Raw genomic sequence first — 17,906 nt, forward strand, 5'->3', positions numbered from 1 at the left:
CGTAAGAGAAATAGTAATTTAAGTTTCTGAGAAGACCTTTTCCTATTTTAGCGCTCAAGAACGGAAATACTTGTCCAGTATAATCATCGAGAGATTTACAGTAATATTTTTCATCTAGATAAATACTGTATTTACATGTTAGTTCTACTAGTGAGTTCCCTTCATCATCAATTACTTCTTTAGAATCAATAATGTCTATTAATGCGAATTTTTCATTTAGATAAACTTTCTTCTTTTTCTCGTGTTTATTTGTGAGGATAAATACGAGACCAATGGCGTTAATCAAAAGATTTCCTCCTATAAAAAACGGATATTAATAAAATATATCGATATACGTTAAATGTAAAGAGGAGAGGTGAAATTTCATTGATAGAAAGTTTTATAAGCCGATTTGTTTTTTCAAATCGGCTTATTATTATTGAAACACTTGTGGGAATTGTTTTACGATTGCATTTGTTATCATATCAGCCATTTCTAATGCTTCTTTTTCAATTTTATCGTATAGTTTAACGCTTGCTTCAAAATCTTTATTTAGGAAGGCAAGCGCTTCTGCTTTCGTAAGTGCTAAATGTTCATAAAACATTTTTCTGAATTCTTCTTTTTCTATATATGGATTGATGCTAGTAAGAAACGCCACAATTTCATCACCATTAGCGTACCATTTTTTCTCTATAGTGGCAGCTGCATTTTGATCACCAGCTTTTGCGGCTTTAACTAGATCCGCTGCAATGACTAAGTGTTCTTTAATTAATGCACTATATTTTTTTACAGCATCTTCACCATAGAATGGTTCAAGTGACAATCCCATATGTGTTGCATTTTGAAGAAGCCGCCCAACTGTAACGTTTACGTCTGGTAAATTAAAGACAATGCTAATAATAGCTAATCTCGTCCAAGCGACATGTTGTTCCCATAAAGAACGCATATAACCTTTTAAAAAGTTCTCGTTTTTACTAATTCGGTAATTACGTACAGATGTATCAAAGTGTACATAAGGGTTATGATAGGGGGAGTAATACGATTGCCAATAAGAATACATAAACGGTAACACTCCTTTGAACATGTATAACTCAAAGTATGATGGGAATTTATTTTTAGTTACGTGTCCTAAATTAATTTCAGAAATTGATATGGAAAAAGATGAAAAATTTTATTGTGGTATATATAAATAAAATGAATATAAAAATAAACAAGGCTCTGCAAGGGAAGTTGCAGAGCCTCAAAAGGGTATTGCCGAGATGTCGGACTCGACTACGTAATATTATCATAAAATTCGCTTGAAAAAACCTGGTAAATGTGTCCAAATGAAAGTGGATCTTTAATAAAGTCAAAGGGATCAGCTTCCCGCAGCAGATCCCATTAACTAGATAATGTTGATGAGCAAAAACTCATCTGGAGTACTTTTATAGTAATAAGTGAAATTCGTTTTGTGTATTGAGAAAAAAAGAATTACTTCAATAAATGTTAAGAACTTATATTTTACATCTCGTTATTATCATCATTTGTTGTGAGTGGAGTATGGTTATAAAATAGAGAAAAGATTTACAAGTGTATCTAAAAGTGTACTGAAATATATAATAATCAAAAAAGACCTGCTTTTATAAGCAGGTCAACTAAAGGGGTTTATCCAACAGAATATTTCATATGATAACAGCTGTATTATAGTAAGTCTATAAGGTATATATTGAGAAAATTATTATGAATGATATATCCCACACTCATTAACGTTTAAAAAGTTGAGAAAGAAAATGAAAAAGTTTTCTATAAGAAAATAATTGCTGGTATTTATAATACGATTCATATTTCCACGCATCATGATTCGAGAATTGGAGTTGGTTCGGTACTGTTTTCTGCTTGATGGAACTAATATTCTGCTGCTTCATATAGTAACCTCCTGAATTCATATGTATAAGATTAGTAGTATTCAAGGAAGAGTAATAAAATGTATATTTATTTTGTAATTCATTTTATATGTGCTTTATTTATGTTTTAAAATTTATAAACATAAATAGCCATTAAAACACCGTTGCTAAACAACCTTTAAAATGTAGAGAAGCATAAAAAAATGAAAAAGCAAGCTGTTTGTCATGTATTCATCACTTTCATCACGCATAAGTGATGATATAATAGAAATAGATGAAAGATAAAGAAAAGCAGGTGACTCTTTTTTGTTTACAAAAGCACAAGAACTTTTAGCGTCTTATTTCGGTTATTCATCATTCCGAAGAGGACAAGATGAAACAATTAAAAATGTATTAGATGGGAAAGATACGGTTTGTATTATGCCTACGGGTGGTGGTAAATCAATTTGTTATCAAATTCCCGCATTAGTATTTGAAGGTACGACATTAGTTATTTCACCTTTGATTTCACTTATGAAAGACCAAGTAGATACATTAATACAAAACGGTATTTCAGCTACTTATATTAATAGTTCTATTTCTATTACAGAAGCGAATCAACGAATTCAATTAGCGAAACAAGGACATTATAAGTTACTTTATGTGGCGCCGGAGCGACTTGATTCAATGGAGTTTGTTGATCAACTTATCGATATGAAAATCCCGATGATTGCAATTGATGAGGCACACTGTATTTCGCAGTGGGGACATGATTTCCGTCCAAGTTATTTACATATACATCGCATATTAGATTATCTTCCAGAAAAGCCGCTCGTATTAGCATTAACTGCTACGGCTACACCACAAGTTCGTGAAGATATTTGTAACACGCTTGGAATTAATCAAGAAAACACGATTATGACAACGTTTGAACGCGAGAACTTATCATTTACTGTTATTAAAGGACAAGATCGTAATGCATATTTAGCGGATTATATTCGTCAAAATCAAAAAGAATCTGGGATTATATATGCTGCTACTAGAAAAGTAGTTGATCAATTGTATGAGGATTTAATGAAAGCGGGAGTTTCGGTATCAAAATACCATGCTGGTATGAGTGATACCGATCGAAATGAGCAGCAAGAACTCTTTTTACGTGATGAAGTAAGTGTAATGGTGGCAACATCTGCATTCGGGATGGGGATTGATAAATCGAATATTCGTTACGTTATCCATTATCAACTGCCAAAAAATATGGAAAGTTATTACCAAGAGGCAGGACGTGCAGGGCGTGACGGTTTAGATAGTGCATGTATATTGCTATATTCTTCTCAGGATGTGCAAGTACAGCGCTTTTTAATTGATCAATCGACAGGTGAATCTCGATTTTCAAATGAACTTGAAAAACTGCAAAATATGACTGATTATTGTCATACAGAACAATGTTTACAATCATTTATTTTGCAATACTTTGGAGAAGAACCGAAAGAAGATTGTGGCCGCTGCGGAAATTGTACGGACGACCGGGAAAGTATCGATGTGACGAGAGAATCACAAATGGTTCTATCTTGTATGATTAGAACGAACCAACGATTTGGAAAACAAATGATTGCACAAGTTTTAACTGGTTCGAAAAATAAGAAAGTTATTGAATTCAATTTTCATACTTTACCAACATACGGGTTACTATCAAATCGTAGTGTAAAAGAAGTAAGTGAATTTATTGAGTTTCTAATTTCAGATGAGTTAATTGCAGTAGAACATGGTACGTATCCAACATTAAAAGTTACGGAAAAAGGGAAAGAAGTATTATTAGGTAAAGAGAATGTTTTACGTAAAGAACGAGTAGAGACAAGACAAATTGTTCAAGATCATCCTTTATTTGAAGTACTTCGCGAAGTACGTAAAGAAATTGCGCAAGGAGAAGGTGTACCTCCATTCGTTATTTTCTCTGATCAAACGTTGAAAGATATGTGTGCAAAAATGCCACAAAGTGACTCTGAACTTTTAACTGTGAAAGGGATCGGCGAACATAAACTTGTGAAGTATGGTTCTCACTTCTTACAAGCAGTTCAGCACTTTATTAAGGACAATCCAAACTATGCTGAAACAGTTAAAACAGAAGTGGTGACAGAGCGGAAAAAGTCAGGGAAAGCTTCAGCAAATTCTCATTTAGAAACGTATGAAATGTATAAACAAGGCATTGATCTAGATGAAATTGCGAAAGAACGTGGCTTATCAAGACAAACAATTGAAAATCATTTAATTCGCTCTTTTGAAGATGGAATGGAAATAGACTGGAACAGTTTTGTTCCTGCAGAATATGAATCACTGATTGAAACTGCCGTGCAAAATGCAGAAGGTGGTCTGAAATCAATTAAGGAACAACTTCCAAATGAAGTGAGTTACTTTATGATTCGTGCATATTTACAATTTAGAAAGTAGAGATATATAAGGGGGATAGGGGATATATGCATCGCAGACGGAGCATGGACGTATGGCAAATTATTTGATACAAACGAAGGGTATCCAGCGATGATTTGTTCAAATGAAGATAAAGTATATGGAGAAGTTTACGAAGTGAATGATGATGTTCTGCAAAAATTAGATGAACTGGAAGAATACACAGGTAATGTAGAGAGTGATTTATATGACCGAATCACCGAAACGATTTATTTAGGCGATAGAGAAATACGTGCATTTGTGTATGTCGCTCAAGATAAAGAGATGCTAAAGAAAGTTATCATTTCTGGTGATTGGGTAGAGTATCAACAAGAAAAATAATAGCAGTCATAGAGCAGATAGTGGTATCATCCATTATCTGCTTTTTATATTGGTACTTTAAAATTTCTTATTATTTTGATAAATTATAAATATAATGATTTTTTCATGGGTGTCAGAAATTTAGTTTTTCACCTGTAGAAGAAAAATCTATTGCAGGAGGAGAATAATAATGAACGAATTAGATGTGAGAGAATTTTACGAAAAACAATTCGAACTATCCAATTACGATATCAATACAGAAAGTTGGTTAGAGCAAGTTGCTAAAGAAGTTAAAGAGCAAATTGGACATCCATTTCAGTCGATGTTAGAACTAGGTGCAGGAAATGGCGGATTTGCAAGGGCGATGTCTAAGTTACATGTAAAGATGACTACGGTTGAGCTTGTACCAGAGTTAGTTATGTTTGCAAAAGAGCATTCTACTAATGATATTGCTATTCATTGCGCTGATTTTTATAAAATTAATTTTGAAGAAAAGTTTGATGTTGTTAGTTATTTAGATGGATTTGGTGTAGGAACAGATGATGAACAATTAATTCTATTAAAACGGATTAAAAATTGGATGAGGGATGATGGATGTGCACTTATTGATATTTATCAACCATTGTATTGGAAAAAGGTAAGTGGACAAGAAATGGCCTTAAGTTCAGCTATGCGAAAATATGAATATGATAGTATAAATGAAAGAATGTTAGATCATTGGTGGCATCCTAATAATTCAAATGATATAGTTACACAGTCTTTACGTTGTTATACGGTAGATGAGATTAGCAATCTATGTGCTGAAGCTGGTTTAAGTATTGTAGGATTCTTCCCAGGAGGAGCATATGATTTTGAAAAACGAAAATATAAAGAATTAGCAACTTTAAATGAATGTTTGGCGTATCGAATTAAAATAAAGAAGAGTAGAGATTAATCTCTACTCTTCTTTATTTTAGAAAATTCTCACTAAAACTATTGACTTTATAAATGGATTTTTAATACAATTGTATTTCGACTGAAAAATTAGAACGGACAGGAGGGAATCATCAAATGAATAACATTTTTGAAGAAGAGTTACAAAGGATGAAAGATACATTACGTACGATGGATGATCAATTAGAACAGCTCGAAAACATTCCGGTTTATTATGGCGATGATTTTAAAGAACAAATTCTAGAAAGTATGAGGGAGTCTAATAGACAAAACTTACGTATTGGTGTGCATGAGCCATACTTTGGGAGACTAGACTTTCAAGAGGATGGCAAGGAAGAAGTTATGCCGATCTACATCGGTAAAGTAGGTGTTTCACATAAAGACACAATGAAACCAATTGTAATTGATTGGCGGGCACCTGTCGCAAGTATGTTTTATTCATTTACCGGCGGAGATGAATTAGCGTTTTATCAATCACCAGACGGATTAGTTGAAGGTGATGTGTATTTAAAGCGAAACATCTCGATCCGAAAAAGAGAACTAGAACGTGTTGTTGATACATATGTAAAAGGAAATGAAGATGTCTCACATGCCGATGATTTTCTTCTATATCGATTAGGTGAGAATAAAGATAATAAACTAAAGGATATTGTTTCGACAATACAATCGGAGCAAAACGATATTATTCGTGCGGAAAGAAACTTACCATTATTAATTCAAGGGGTTGCGGGAAGCGGAAAAACAACGATCGCTTTACATCGCCTTGCTTTTTTAATTTATGAATATCGTGAACAATTAGAAGCTGAGAGAATGATTGTATTCGCTCCGAATAGTCTTTTTTTAGACTATATTTCGAGTGTGCTTCCTGAATTAGGTGTAGGGAATATTAGTCAAACAACATTTCCGGATTGGGCATTACGTACGTTAGATGATTCTGTAAAACTAAAGCAAACAGAAGAAAAGTTGAAAGAAGCCTTTTCTATTAATCGTGATGAAGAAAAGGTTATGCTCGGTAAATTGAAAGGTACACTGGAATTTAAGTCCTTTATTGAAGAGAGAATGGTTCAATTTGAAAAAGAATTAATACCAACAAGTGATTTTGAGGCATGGGACAAAGCTATTATTCCAGTAGAAGACGTAAAAAAATGGATGCAAGTTGAATATAAGCACTATCCATTAAAGAAAAGAAGAGAAAGATTAGTCGGCAGAATGAAGCGCTGGATTGAAATTGAACTGAAAAAGTATGGAGAAACAAACGAGAAGAAATTACTAAAAAAAGAAGCGACAAAGAGATTGAATACATATATGAAGTTTTGGCCAAAAATGAGTTCACTTTCACTCTATAGTTCAATATTGAAAAGTAAAGAAATACTCGAAGTATTGCCTGAAGAAGTTGTGAAAGAAACTGAAAAGAGTTGTCGTAAAAAAGAAGTGTATGTAGAAGATTTACCAGCTTTAATTTACATACATCACCGCATAACAGGTATTGAAATCGGACAGAAATTCCATCACGTCGTTATTGATGAAGCGCAAGATTTCTCACCATTCCAAGTGTATGTATTAAAAGAAATTACACTAGGTAATTCTTTCACTATATTAGGTGATTTATCTCAAGCAATTTATGATTATCAAGGGATTGAAGATTGGGGTGCTTTTAAGGAAGTATTCCAAGAAACAGGTTATTATGAACTGACGAGAAGTTATCGTTCTACAAAAGAAATTATAGAATTTGCGAACGAAATAATTAAAAATGCAGAGATTCCAGTTGGGCTCGCAACACCAGTATTTCGCAGTGGTGAAGATGTTAAGGTAATCCATGCAGAAGATCAATTTAATGAGATTATGAAGACGTTAAAACATCTACAAAACGAAGATGTGAAAACCATTGCGGTAATAGGAAGAACAGACGATGAATGCCGCGATATATATGAGAAATTAACAAAAGCAGGATTGGCCGTAAACGTCATTGAAGCAGATCAAAGTAAATATGAAGGTGGTATTTCAGTAGTACCCGTATACTTGGCAAAAGGGCTAGAATTTGATGCTGTTCTATTAATCGATGTTGATGAAGAACATTATAAAAATACGAAACATGATGCGAAGTTACTATATGTCGGATGTACAAGGTCACTTCATGATTTATGGATTTTCCATAGCGGAGAAGTATCGCCTTTAATTAATGGATTAAAATAAATATTACATACAAGATGATTTTCTAGTAATAAAAAGAAGAACCTCTTGTTTTTCTATATAAAGACATGGAGAGAGGATAACTATGATAACAAAAGTAATAACAAAAAGAAATTGGGAAATCGCAAAGGTAGATGGAGAAGTTAATGAAGCTTCACTTAAAGAAGAGGGATTTATTCATTGTTCATTTTTACAGCAAGCTTTAAAAGTTGCTGAAAAATATTTTAATCATGAAGAAGATGTTTTATTACTGACAATCGATCCATCCTTAATAAAAGCAGAAATAAAATATGAACTTGCTTCTAACGGTCAAGAATATCCGCATGTATATGGAGTAATTAATATTGAGGCAATTGTAGGTGTTACCCCATTTACTAAAGAAAAAGGAGAGTTTATATTACAAGAGGTACAAAATTAAGGTTGTAATAGCCTTTTAAATTAACAAGAAAAGCACAAATTATATAGTTTGTGCTTTTTTATTATCTATTTTTTGTAAATACGCATTGTTTTTATCACATTAATACTGTACGATACATAGTATAAAACATATACTGTATGACATATAGTAATGGAAATGAGGTGAGTGAATGGATGCTTTATTAAATTCGTTAATTACTGAACTAAGAAGAGGTACATTAACATTAGCGGTTTTAAGCCAGTTAAGAACACCGCAGTATGGGTATTCACTTGTCCAATTATTGGAGCAATCAGGGATCACAATCGATCAAAGTACTTTATATCCACTACTTCGCCGATTAGAAAAGCAAGAGCTAGTGACAAGTAGTTGGGATAAAACGGAGAGTAGACCTCGTAAGTATTACGTTTTAAGTGAATACGGATTAGAGATATTTTTGCATTTAAAAAAGGAATGGGTAAAGGATTCGAAAGAACTTTATAACCTATTAAAGGAGGGGGACAAGAATGAACATGATTGATATTTATGTCGAGGAAGTAGCGAAGAGATTACCTGAAAAAAATCGTGAAGATATTATTCTTGAACTACGGTCAACTATCGAGGATATGTTACCTGATGATTATAATGAAGATGATGAAAAAAGAGTTCTTGAAAAATTGGGGAGTCCAGTTTCATTGGCAAATGGGTACTTAGATAGGCCGATGTATTTAATTGGACCACGTTATTTCGATGTATATACGACATTATTAAAAATGATCATACCGATTGCAGCTGTTATCGCACTCATTGCAATGGTTGCAGAAAATTTTGTTGGATATGATGGTGAGCAAGCGGTATTAAATGTTATTTTAAATCTGATAGGTAAAGGAATTGGGGAAATTATCGAAGTAGGCCTCCATGTATTTTTCTGGTTGACACTTGTATTTGCAATTTTAGAAAGAACAGATAAAGACAAAGGTACTCAACCGTTGACGACAAGTTTAAAAAAATGGACGCCTGATGATTTGAAAAATACTTCGTATGTTCCAAAGAAAAAGTCGATCTCAAAGTTCGAAGTATTTGGCGGGTTAATGTGGACGGCAATATGGGCAACACTTTATTTTTATGCGAACCATCTTGTAGGTGTATATCATGGTACAGAAAGCGGATTGAAGTTTGTCGCGGCAACTTTTAATCAAGATGTGTTACTTCAGTATTGGCCAATCGTTGTAATTGTGATTGTGTTTGAAATAGGTATATCTCTTTATAAGTTAGTACAAGGACAATGGACGAAAAAGCTGGCAATCGGGAATGCTATTCTTCAAATAGTTGGAACAATAGTATTCATTGTAATTGTAGTAAATCCGCATTTATTTAATGAAGGATTTATTACGTATGTAGCAAATGTGTTTACTACTTCTCCAGAGGAATTTAAAACGTGGTTAATTGGTGGAGGTATTATCATTTACATTTTATCTGCTACATTAAATATATTTGATGGTTTCCGAAAAGCTCGTATTCGTATGTAGGAGTGAAATGAAAGAAGATATAATTTATGAAAGGAAGAACGCGATGATAAGGGAAGCAAGGAAACAAGATGTAACATACATGTTAGATATTTATAATGATGCTATATTGAATACAACAGCCATTTATACGTATAAACCGGTAACCCTTGAAAATAGAATAGATTGGTATGAACAAAAAAAGGCTAACGGCTATCCGATTTTAGTATGTGAATTAGATAATAAAATAGTAGGATTTGCGACATTTGGCCCGTTTAGAGCTTGGCCTGCCTATAAATATTCAATTGAGCATTCTGTGTACGTTCATAAGGAATATAGAAAAAATGGGATAGGAACTTCATTAATGAAAGCATTGATCACAGTTGCAAAAGAAAGGGAATATATGACCTTAATTGCTGGAATTGATGCAGAAAATGAGAAAAGCATTGCCTTACATGAAAACTATGGATTTGTTCATGCGGGGACAATTAAGAAGGCTGGTTATAAGTTTAACAGGTGGTTAGATTTAGCTTTTTATCAATTGGAGCTTAATGGTCCTAAAAAACCTACGGAAGAATAGATTATTGAGTTTTGCTTAATATTTAATTTAGAAAGATAGCATGGGAAAGTTTCATGCTATCTTTTTTATTGTATGTATACATATCAAGTAACAAAAAAGGTTTTATACATTCTATATCGAAATTTAAGAATGTAATAAAATAATATAAAAAGAGGTGCGAATATGCAAACTGTCATTGAAAGAATGAAAGAAATACAATCTGGTCAAGTTGGAGTGATTGTGTCTTCTACAAAATTTGAAGATATAATTGCCTCCTATAATAATGAACTATATGTTCCTTTAGCATCAGCAGCAAAAGTGGCAATTGGATTTGCAGTAGCAAACATGGTAAAAAACAAACAAATTAGTTGGAATGATATGCTTCACCAAATTAAATTTAATCCAAAAGAAGATAGTGCACAATTATATCCACATTTGCAAGGAAGAGATACAATATCACTCAGTAAAGCTGTTGAAGTGATGATAGCGTGTCATGACAGTTATATTGCAAAGGCGATTGTATTGCACTGCGGAGGATGGGATACTGTTAGAAAGTATGTTTCAACGTACTTCCCTAACATACATGTTCAAGAAAACCCTAGAGATGAACAAAATGTTGGAGAGTTAAATGAAATACATTCACTTTTAGTGCAAATTTTTCGAGGGTATAAAACTGAGCCGGAATTATGGGAACCAATAATAAATGGAATGGTAAGGCAGCAAGGAGAATATGAGGGGATACCGCATAATCATTTAGCACATATGACAGGTGGATTGCCAAAAGCTATAATAAATATTGGTATACTAGGAGTGTTTAATGAATTTCCACTTCTTTATGTTATTGGAGGAAAAGATTTGCCTAATCGATTTGAAAATAAAGGAGCCGATGAAACTATTGCATCAGCTTTGAAGTACATATACGACATATATAGTGAAAGCATTCTAGGGGTCAAGTAATTGAAAAGAAACTTAAAAACTTCAACAATTATCATATTAATTTTAACAATTATCGCTATTGAAGTTGGAATCGCGATTTATGATCATAATCTGTCATTAGATACGATTTACTTTGCAGCAATCCTCATTTGTATTGTATTGCTTTTTGGCACACGTGTTTCTGAAGAGAAAGCAAGTACATCGAAACAGAGACGACGAAAAACATCACTTATATTTTGGTCATCTATTTTATTGTCTATCGTTAGTTTTGCTGTTATAAGTTATATAAGAATAGGCTATGTCTCTGTACCAGGGATAATTGGTTTTTCATGCTTTGTTACTTATGGTGGATTCATATTTATTAGTATTATAAAAAGGAAAAGGAAAAATTAAAGGTATCTTACTAAGTTGAAAGGAAGAAATATATGAAACATATAGAAAGTGGTACTCGAACTGAAGGAGAATACATAAAAAATAAAGTAATTCAATATAACATGTCGATTTTAAAAGATGAAGCAAAACAGCCGATGGAGCAAGTAAGTTTCGTAGTAAAAGATGAGGATGGAAAAATATTTGGTGGGGTAACAGGAACGATGTATTTTTATCATCTTCATATAGATTTTTTATGGGTTGATGAAACAGTTCGTCATGATGGTTATGGCAGTCAACTGTTACATAAAATCGAAGACATCGCGAAGGAAAAAAGGTGTAGATTAATATTATTAGATTCATTTAGTTTTCAAGCGCCAGATTTTTATAAAAAGCACGGCTACCGAGAATATGGTGTTGTTGAAGATCATCCTAAAGGACATAGTCAACACTTTTTAGAGAAGCGGTTATAGGAATAGTATTCGTGCTCTAGAAGAAAAATTGATTTTAAAAGCATCACCAAACAAGGTGATGCTATTTTAATTTTAAAGCAACTACTCAACCTGATGTAATTATGGGGACAAATAGTACGATTCGTATAGCTATGATTTTCTTTTTTAATGGAAATGAGTTACTGTCTTTGTTGAAGACACTTGTCGTATTTACTATATGTACTAGCAAATACTATTGAATTTTTAGGAGAGGAAGAGCAATAAGACGAGCTCTGAATTTAATACTAATAAAGGAGGTGTTAAGCAATGGGTTATATTGTAGATATTTCGAAATGGAACGGTAACATTAACTGGGATGTAGCAGCTCCACAACTAGATTTCGTAATCACTAGGGTACAAGATGGATCAAATTATGTAGATCCTTTATATAAAAACTATGTCCAAGCAATGAAAACTAGAAATATTCCATTTGGTAACTATGGATTCTGTCGCTTTATTTCAATTGCTGATGCGAAGAAGGAAGCGCAAGATTTTTGGAATCGCGGTGATAAGAGTGCTACAGTTTGGGCTGCTGACGTAGAAGTGAAAACAATGGATGATATGAGAGCTGGTACACAAGCTTTTATCGACGAGTTACGCCGATTAGGTGCTAAAAAAGTTGGTTTATATGTTGGCCATCATGTATATGAGCCTTTCGGAATGGCGAACGTAAAAAGTGATTTTGTATGGATTCCTCGATATGGCGGCAATAAACCAGCATATCCTTGTGATATTTGGCAATACACCGAGACAGGTAATGTACCAGGTATCGGCAAATGTGATTTAAATCAATTAATAGGAAATAAACCACTTTCCTGGTTTACTGAATCAGTAACAAAACAAGAGAATGTACAAGCACAAGTTTCTAAACAAAACATCATTCAATCAGGTGCTTTTTCACCATATGAGGCCCCTGAAGCTATGAAAGCTTTAACATCAGTTAAAATGACTGCTACCTTCATTTTACAATCGGATGGCTTAACGTATTTTATTTCGGATCCAACTAGTGATGCGCAATTAAACGGTATGAAAGGTTGGCTTGATCGAAAAGGTTGGTGGTATGAAGTTAAGTGAAGATAAAAGCCGTCCTATTGGGCGGCTTTTATCATTAGTCAACTTAAAATATTATGTGCTATTTTTAATATAGAAGAAATAGGAAAGGATGAGAGAGGGACTGTTTATATTGCAATTGTAAAATCGGTATTATAAATTAATTTTATAAAGGTTTTTTATAACAGGTTGGATTCTATAGTTTTATATTGAAGTAAGGCAAGACAAAATAAATATAATGAGCAATTTGATAAGGGAAAGAAAATGTACACGTATAAATTGCAACATGAACAACCAATCTACGTAGAAAAAATAAGAAAACTTTATGACTCTGTCGGTTGGTGGCCAGAAAGAAAAGAAATCGATATTCAAAAAATGTTAAAGAATAGCATAGCGATTGGGGTATGGGAAGAAAATGAATTAATCGGATTTGCCAGGGTTGTTTCTGATGGTGTTTTTCGAGCGTACATAGAAGATGTTGTTGTACATGAAAGTGTAAGAAATAAAGGCATTGGAGAGAAATTAATAAAGTTTTATGGTGAACATCAATTTCAAGCGACGAAACAAATTGTAATGCATCGTAATCAAATAGTGAAAGAATAAGAGGTGCCAATGAAAATGAATGTAACAAGAACATATTGTTTATCAAAAAGAAAAGCGACTGAAGATTCTCCTGATGGTTGGAATGCAACATGTATGAGGCTTAATAATAAAATATTTGCGATAATAAACCATGAAGAAGGAGAAAAAGCTGCGATTACTTTAAAATGTGATCCAGAACTTGTATTAAGATTAAGAGAAGAGTATCCAGAAGCAATCATTCCGGGGTATCATATGAATAAAAAGCATTGGAATACAGTGTATATACATAAAGATGTAGAGCAAGAGCAAACTAATAAGATGATTGATTGGTCATATGATTTAGTTCTACAATCATTTTCAAAGAAAAAGCAGCAAGAGTTATTAGATTAATATGTATAAGGGGTGGAAGTAATGAAAGACACGATCAAAGATACATATGATAAATTAGCGAGTACATATAAAGAAAATCTAGACTTGGCAAATCCATATAACAGTTATTATGAAAGACCAGCGATGATGGAGATGATTCCAAAGAATTTAGAAGGGAAGAGTATATTAGATGCTGGATGTGCAGCTGGGTGGTATACTACTCAATTTGTAGAAGGGGGAGCAAATGTTACTGCAATTGACGTAAGTTCTGAAATGGTAAAAGCTGCAAAGGAAAGTACGGGTAATAAAGCAACGTTTCTTTGTCATGATTTGCAAGAAGTATTACCATTTGAAGATAATACTTTTGATGTTATTGTAAGTTCGTTAACGCTTCATTACTTAGAAAATTGGAATAAAGTATTTCAGGAGTTTCATCGAGTATTGAAGCCAGGTGGCGAATTTATATACTCCATTCATCATCCTTTTATGGATTTTACAAAGTTTACTAGTGAAAATTATTTCGAAAAACAATTATTAGTAGATACTTGGGTTAAACCAAATATTACAATAGAAGTTAGCTTTTTTAGAAGATCACTCCAAGACATAATTAATGAAACAACAAATTATTTTGTGTTAGATAAAATGGTGGAACCGAGGCCGGTTGAAAAAATGAGAGAAGTAAATGAAACATCATATCATTATCTAAATACAAATCCACATTTTCTTATTATGAAAGCCATTAAAAAATAGGTAGTAAAATAATTATATTTTACTACCTATTTACAGTTTTTAATTACATATTAGGAGATTTTGAGATGAATAAGAAACGAAATAGATTATTATATGCGCTATTTACTATAGTTATAATTATTTTAGGTCTTAGCTCAAGAAAGTTAGCTTTTGCATTACCTCATCTATTAAACGCGTACTTAGGTGATGCTTTATGGGCATTGATGATTTTTACTGGATTCGGATTTTTATTTCCTAAAATAGACACGAAGAAAGTGGCTTTTATTAGTTTGTTATTTTGCTACGGGATTGAAGTGAGCCAATTGTATCATGCTGAATGGATAGATAGCATTCGTGCAACGACTTTAGGTGGACTCGTATTAGGTTACGGATTTTTGTGGAGTGATATAGTGGCTTATACAATTGGTGTTGGGATTGGAATGTTTTGTGAGTTTATGTTAAGGAAGAAATAAAAGATGTAAAAAGGGGTATGTATGAAAAAAATAATATTAATAGGTTCTGGTGGTTCAGGAAAATCTACATTAGCAAGGCAGTTAGGGAATAAATTAAATATTAAAGTACATCATCTTGATGCGTTATTTTGGAAACCGAATTGGGAAGGTGTACCGAAAGAGGAGCAAAGAAAGGTTCAAAATGAATTAGTTAAAGAAGATGAGTGGATTATTGATGGGAATTATGGCGGGACAATGGACATAAGAATTAACGTTGCTGATACAATTATCTTTCTTGATATTCATAGAACAATATGTGTTTATCGTGCTTTTAAAAGGGTTGTACAATATCGGAATAAAACAAGACCGGATATGGGTGCTGGATGTGAAGAAAGGTTTGATTTGCAATTTTTTAAATGGATATGGCAATATCCTAAAACGAAACGACCTTCAATTTTAAAGAGGCTAAATCAATTGAGTAAAGATAAAGATGTTATTATTTTAAAGTCTTCAAATGAAGTAAGACTATTTTTAGAGAAGTACGATACTATAAATAGTTAGATTATAAAAAGAAATAACATGGGGGGATAGAATTGAATAGATTCATTGGCCCGGTTGATTCTAATATGGTGAAAATTCCAGCAGGAAAAGTAAAATTAAGAGATGATCGAATAAAAAAACAATGGCAAGTTCAAGTTAAACCGTTTCTTCTTGCAAAGTATGTTGTAACAGCGGAATTATATTATGCTATTATGAATCTTGTACTAAATGGTAATGAAAATAGTAATAAACCAGTTGTAAATATTTCATGGAATGATGCTATTATATTTTGTAATTTACTTTCCAAAAAAGCGGGATTAAAAGAATATTATTCTATTAGTGAAGATGGTCTAAATGTTAGTTGTAATTTAGATTCAAATGGCTACCGATTACCTTTTGAAGCAGAGTGGCAATATGCGTGTAAGGCAGGAACTACGGGATACATATATGGAGAACTGAAAGAGATTGCTTGGTACAATGAAAATTCAAGTGGACATATTCATGAGGTCGGAAAAAAAGAACCGAATGCATGGGGACTTTACGATATGTTAGGAAACGTTTGGGAATGGTGCTATGATTTATATGATGAACAAGTATACGGATCATACCGAATTTTCCGCGGCGGTAGCTGGGCTGAAGCAGCTAGAGGTTGCGGTGCGACTTGTCGTCGCCGTAGTCATCCTACATTTCATATAGATGACCTTGGGTTTAGGCTTGCTAGGTCCATTTAGAAGAATAAGACAAAATACCTATAATACTAATGGCAACATAGACAAGATTTAAATTAAGGAGTGTTTAAAGTGGCACGTGTTTTATTCATTAATACTGGATCAGAAGGACATATAAATCCAACATTGCAAGTTGTAGAAGAATTAGTTTCACGTGGGGAAGAGGTAGTTTATTTTTCAATTGAATCTTTTAGAGATTGTATTGAGAGAACGGGTGCTACTGTACGAACAATTGACGAGCAAAAGTTTTTAAAAGCTTTTCTTTCTGGTGGTCGAAATTATTTATCAGAGAGAATAAATGGTCTTTTACATACGGCAGATGTTATTATACCAAATGTTCTTGAACAAATTGAAGGGGAACATTTTGATTACATCATTCATGATTCAATGTTTGGTTGTGGACATATAATTGCTCAAATTCTAAAGCTTCCAGCAATAAATTCTTGTACATCGTTTGCACAGGATGAAAAATCATTTGAAAAAATGTTAGACCACTTGTCTAAAAATATCCCCGTGGAAGTTCAGGATAAGATACATAATGATTTTGAAAGCTTAACGAAGGGAATTGCAGAAAAATATGGTGTTGAAATAAACTCACAGTATGAAGTTTTCTGTAATCCAGCGCCCCTTACTATTGTGTATACAATAAAGGAATTCCAACCTTTTGGAGATATGTTTGATGAAACATTTAAATTTGTAGGTCCATCCATCTCTACACAAGTAAAAAATAAAGAGTTTGATATTACTACACTTGAAGAAAAAAGCCCAATTTACATTTCATTAGGTACTGTTTTCAATGAAGCGCTTGATTTTTATAAACTTTGTATGGAAGCGTTCGAGAATAGTGATCATACTATTGTTATGTCTATCGGTAATAAAACAAAAATAAGTGATTTAGATAATATTCCTAAAAACTTCATTGTGAAAAACTATGTACCACAAACGAAACTACTCGCATATGCAAAGCTATTTATTACACATGGCGGAATGAACAGTACACATGAAGGATTAAATAACGGGATTCCACTCATTGTAATTCCGCAAAGTGCAGATCAACCAGTAATCGCAAAGCAAGTAGAGAATCTAGGAGCGGGGATTAAGTTATCTATAAATGAATTAACTGTGGAACAACTACGTGAAAGTGTAGAATTTGTATTAAATAATCCATCATATAAAGAAGCTGCATTGAATTTTAAGGAGTCTTTCCGAAAATCTGGTGGCTATAAGGAAGCTGCTGATGAGATTTTTACATTTATAGGTCAGTAATAAATGGAAGATTATACATGAGAAAAGTGTCTATATGAAATAGTATAGACACTCTTCTTTTATATGAAGCGGAGAATTCGTTGTTTTGAAAGGTTAAATATTCTGTTTTATAAATTCGGACCATAGTTTTACGTGTTACTAATGCTTTCATCATTTCTGCACAACTTCTGCACATACTTTGATGATTTCTATGTCATGATATATTCATC

Annotated in this window: 21 protein-coding genes and 1 pseudogene; 19 read left to right on the forward strand and 3 right to left on the reverse strand. The window is 33.0% G+C overall.

The annotated features are described in order from the left end of the window. The 3 genes from DN394_RS22925 to DN394_RS29075 form a co-directional block, all read right to left on the reverse strand. A partial coding sequence (locus DN394_RS22925; RefSeq protein ID WP_149294271.1) for a hypothetical protein occupies window positions 1–286 on the reverse strand: 286 nt, incomplete at its 3' end. A 129-nt stretch (window positions 287–415) separates the two neighbouring features. Beyond that, window positions 416–1,039, reverse strand: a complete 624-nt coding sequence (locus tag DN394_RS22930; protein WP_141542912.1) for an acetylglutamate kinase — start codon at window positions 1,037–1,039, stop codon at window positions 416–418. Window positions 1,040–1,721: 682 nt separating this feature from the next. Beyond that, the gene (locus DN394_RS29075; protein ID WP_176522747.1) at window positions 1,722–1,883 is read right to left on the reverse strand and encodes a hypothetical protein; all 162 of its coding nucleotides are present in this window, start codon (window positions 1,881–1,883) and stop codon (window positions 1,722–1,724) included. Between the two features lie 285 nt (window positions 1,884–2,168). Here DN394_RS29075 and recQ point away from each other — a divergent pair, with 285 nt between their 5' ends. The 19 genes and pseudogenes from recQ to DN394_RS23025 all read left to right on the forward strand — a co-directional run bounded on the left by recQ (window position 2,169) and on the right by DN394_RS23025 (window position 17,697). After that, a complete protein-coding gene (recQ, locus tag DN394_RS22935; protein ID WP_046959659.1) occupies window positions 2,169–4,286 on the forward strand; it encodes a DNA helicase RecQ in 2,118 nt (705 codons plus the stop codon). A gap of 18 nt (window positions 4,287–4,304) precedes the next feature. Next, a pseudogene (locus tag DN394_RS22940) lies at window positions 4,305–4,625 on the forward strand (gamma-glutamylcyclotransferase family protein); the annotation flags it as partial. A gap of 169 nt (window positions 4,626–4,794) precedes the next feature. Next, on the forward strand, window positions 4,795–5,538 hold the full coding sequence (locus DN394_RS22945; protein WP_046959658.1) for a class I SAM-dependent methyltransferase: 744 nt from the start codon (window positions 4,795–4,797) through the stop codon (window positions 5,536–5,538). A 116-nt stretch (window positions 5,539–5,654) separates the two neighbouring features. After that, window positions 5,655–7,730 (forward strand): HelD family protein, encoded by a 2,076-nt coding sequence (locus DN394_RS22950; protein WP_098209019.1) that lies wholly within the window; start codon window positions 5,655–5,657, stop codon window positions 7,728–7,730. Window positions 7,731–7,812: 82 nt separating this feature from the next. Beyond that, complete coding sequence (locus DN394_RS22955; protein ID WP_097917242.1) at window positions 7,813–8,145, forward strand: DUF952 domain-containing protein; 333 nt, start codon at window positions 7,813–7,815, stop codon at window positions 8,143–8,145. A 169-nt stretch (window positions 8,146–8,314) separates the two neighbouring features. Continuing rightward, complete coding sequence (locus DN394_RS22960; RefSeq protein WP_097916845.1) at window positions 8,315–8,662, forward strand: PadR family transcriptional regulator; 348 nt, start codon at window positions 8,315–8,317, stop codon at window positions 8,660–8,662. Continuing rightward, window positions 8,649–9,650 carry an HAAS signaling domain-containing protein gene (locus tag DN394_RS22965; RefSeq protein WP_097916846.1) on the forward strand — a complete coding sequence of 334 codons (1,002 nt, stop codon included), beginning with the start codon at window positions 8,649–8,651 and terminating at the stop codon, window positions 9,648–9,650. The genes DN394_RS22960 and DN394_RS22965 overlap by 14 nt, the downstream gene beginning before the upstream one ends. Window positions 9,651–9,693: 43 nt before the next feature. Then, window positions 9,694–10,206: a GNAT family N-acetyltransferase gene (locus DN394_RS22970; RefSeq protein WP_046959654.1), complete on the forward strand. Its 513-nt coding sequence runs from the start codon at window positions 9,694–9,696 to the stop codon at window positions 10,204–10,206. Between the two features lie 162 nt (window positions 10,207–10,368). Then, complete coding sequence (locus DN394_RS22975) at window positions 10,369–11,142, forward strand: serine hydrolase (RefSeq protein WP_098085843.1); 774 nt, start codon at window positions 10,369–10,371, stop codon at window positions 11,140–11,142. Then, window positions 11,143–11,514, forward strand: a complete 372-nt coding sequence (locus DN394_RS22980; RefSeq protein WP_149294272.1) for a hypothetical protein — start codon at window positions 11,143–11,145, stop codon at window positions 11,512–11,514. Window positions 11,515–11,546: 32 nt separating this feature from the next. Then, the gene (locus tag DN394_RS22985; RefSeq protein WP_149294273.1) at window positions 11,547–11,963 is read left to right on the forward strand and encodes a GNAT family N-acetyltransferase; all 417 of its coding nucleotides are present in this window, start codon (window positions 11,547–11,549) and stop codon (window positions 11,961–11,963) included. Window positions 11,964–12,248: 285 nt separating this feature from the next. Further along, a complete protein-coding gene (locus DN394_RS22990) occupies window positions 12,249–13,055 on the forward strand; it encodes a GH25 family lysozyme (protein ID WP_097916853.1) in 807 nt (268 codons plus the stop codon). A 240-nt stretch (window positions 13,056–13,295) separates the two neighbouring features. Continuing rightward, on the forward strand, window positions 13,296–13,634 hold the full coding sequence (locus DN394_RS22995; RefSeq protein ID WP_149294274.1) for a GNAT family N-acetyltransferase: 339 nt from the start codon (window positions 13,296–13,298) through the stop codon (window positions 13,632–13,634). A 15-nt stretch (window positions 13,635–13,649) separates the two neighbouring features. Continuing rightward, complete coding sequence (locus tag DN394_RS23000) at window positions 13,650–14,003, forward strand: MmcQ/YjbR family DNA-binding protein (RefSeq protein ID WP_149294275.1); 354 nt, start codon at window positions 13,650–13,652, stop codon at window positions 14,001–14,003. 21 nt (window positions 14,004–14,024) lie between these two features. Continuing rightward, a complete protein-coding gene (locus DN394_RS23005) occupies window positions 14,025–14,732 on the forward strand; it encodes a class I SAM-dependent methyltransferase (protein WP_097916857.1) in 708 nt (235 codons plus the stop codon). 65 nt (window positions 14,733–14,797) lie between these two features. Then, a complete protein-coding gene (locus DN394_RS23010; RefSeq protein ID WP_088122331.1) occupies window positions 14,798–15,184 on the forward strand; it encodes a ribosomal maturation YjgA family protein in 387 nt (128 codons plus the stop codon). A gap of 21 nt (window positions 15,185–15,205) precedes the next feature. After that, entirely contained in the window at window positions 15,206–15,724 is a 519-nt protein-coding gene (locus DN394_RS23015) for a DNA topology modulation protein (RefSeq protein ID WP_097994115.1), read from the forward strand. Window positions 15,725–15,756: 32 nt separating this feature from the next. Then, a complete protein-coding gene (locus tag DN394_RS23020; RefSeq protein ID WP_179953663.1) occupies window positions 15,757–16,434 on the forward strand; it encodes a formylglycine-generating enzyme family protein in 678 nt (225 codons plus the stop codon). A 69-nt stretch (window positions 16,435–16,503) separates the two neighbouring features. After that, window positions 16,504–17,697: a macrolide family glycosyltransferase gene (locus DN394_RS23025; RefSeq protein ID WP_149294276.1), complete on the forward strand. Its 1,194-nt coding sequence runs from the start codon at window positions 16,504–16,506 to the stop codon at window positions 17,695–17,697. The last annotated feature ends 209 nt before the right edge of the window (window positions 17,698–17,906 follow it).

The sequence above is a fragment of the Bacillus sp. BB081 genome, assembly GCF_008368895.1.
GTDB lineage: Bacteria > Bacillota > Bacilli > Bacillales > Bacillaceae_G > Bacillus_A > Bacillus_A wiedmannii.

Coding starts and splice junctions, on each gene's coding strand:
- DN394_RS22930 (WP_141542912.1), bottom strand. CDS start 1,039: ATGTATTCTTATTGGCAATCGTATTACTCCCCCTATCATAACCCTTAT.
- DN394_RS29075 (WP_176522747.1), bottom strand. CDS start 1,883: ATGAAGCAGCAGAATATTAGTTCCATCAAGCAGAAAACAGTACCGAAC.
- DN394_RS22945 (WP_046959658.1), top strand. CDS start 4,795: ATGAACGAATTAGATGTGAGAGAATTTTACGAAAAACAATTCGAACTA.
- DN394_RS22950 (WP_098209019.1), top strand. CDS start 5,655: ATGAATAACATTTTTGAAGAAGAGTTACAAAGGATGAAAGATACATTA.
- DN394_RS22955 (WP_097917242.1), top strand. CDS start 7,813: ATGATAACAAAAGTAATAACAAAAAGAAATTGGGAAATCGCAAAGGTA.
- DN394_RS22960 (WP_097916845.1), top strand. CDS start 8,315: ATGGATGCTTTATTAAATTCGTTAATTACTGAACTAAGAAGAGGTACA.
- DN394_RS22965 (WP_097916846.1), top strand. CDS start 8,649: ATGAACATGATTGATATTTATGTCGAGGAAGTAGCGAAGAGATTACCT.
- DN394_RS22970 (WP_046959654.1), top strand. CDS start 9,694: ATGATAAGGGAAGCAAGGAAACAAGATGTAACATACATGTTAGATATT.
- DN394_RS22975 (WP_098085843.1), top strand. CDS start 10,369: ATGCAAACTGTCATTGAAAGAATGAAAGAAATACAATCTGGTCAAGTT.
- DN394_RS22985 (WP_149294273.1), top strand. CDS start 11,547: ATGAAACATATAGAAAGTGGTACTCGAACTGAAGGAGAATACATAAAA.
- DN394_RS22990 (WP_097916853.1), top strand. CDS start 12,249: ATGGGTTATATTGTAGATATTTCGAAATGGAACGGTAACATTAACTGG.
- DN394_RS22995 (WP_149294274.1), top strand. CDS start 13,296: ATGTACACGTATAAATTGCAACATGAACAACCAATCTACGTAGAAAAA.
- DN394_RS23000 (WP_149294275.1), top strand. CDS start 13,650: ATGAATGTAACAAGAACATATTGTTTATCAAAAAGAAAAGCGACTGAA.
- DN394_RS23005 (WP_097916857.1), top strand. CDS start 14,025: ATGAAAGACACGATCAAAGATACATATGATAAATTAGCGAGTACATAT.
- DN394_RS23010 (WP_088122331.1), top strand. CDS start 14,798: ATGAATAAGAAACGAAATAGATTATTATATGCGCTATTTACTATAGTT.
- DN394_RS23015 (WP_097994115.1), top strand. CDS start 15,206: ATGAAAAAAATAATATTAATAGGTTCTGGTGGTTCAGGAAAATCTACA.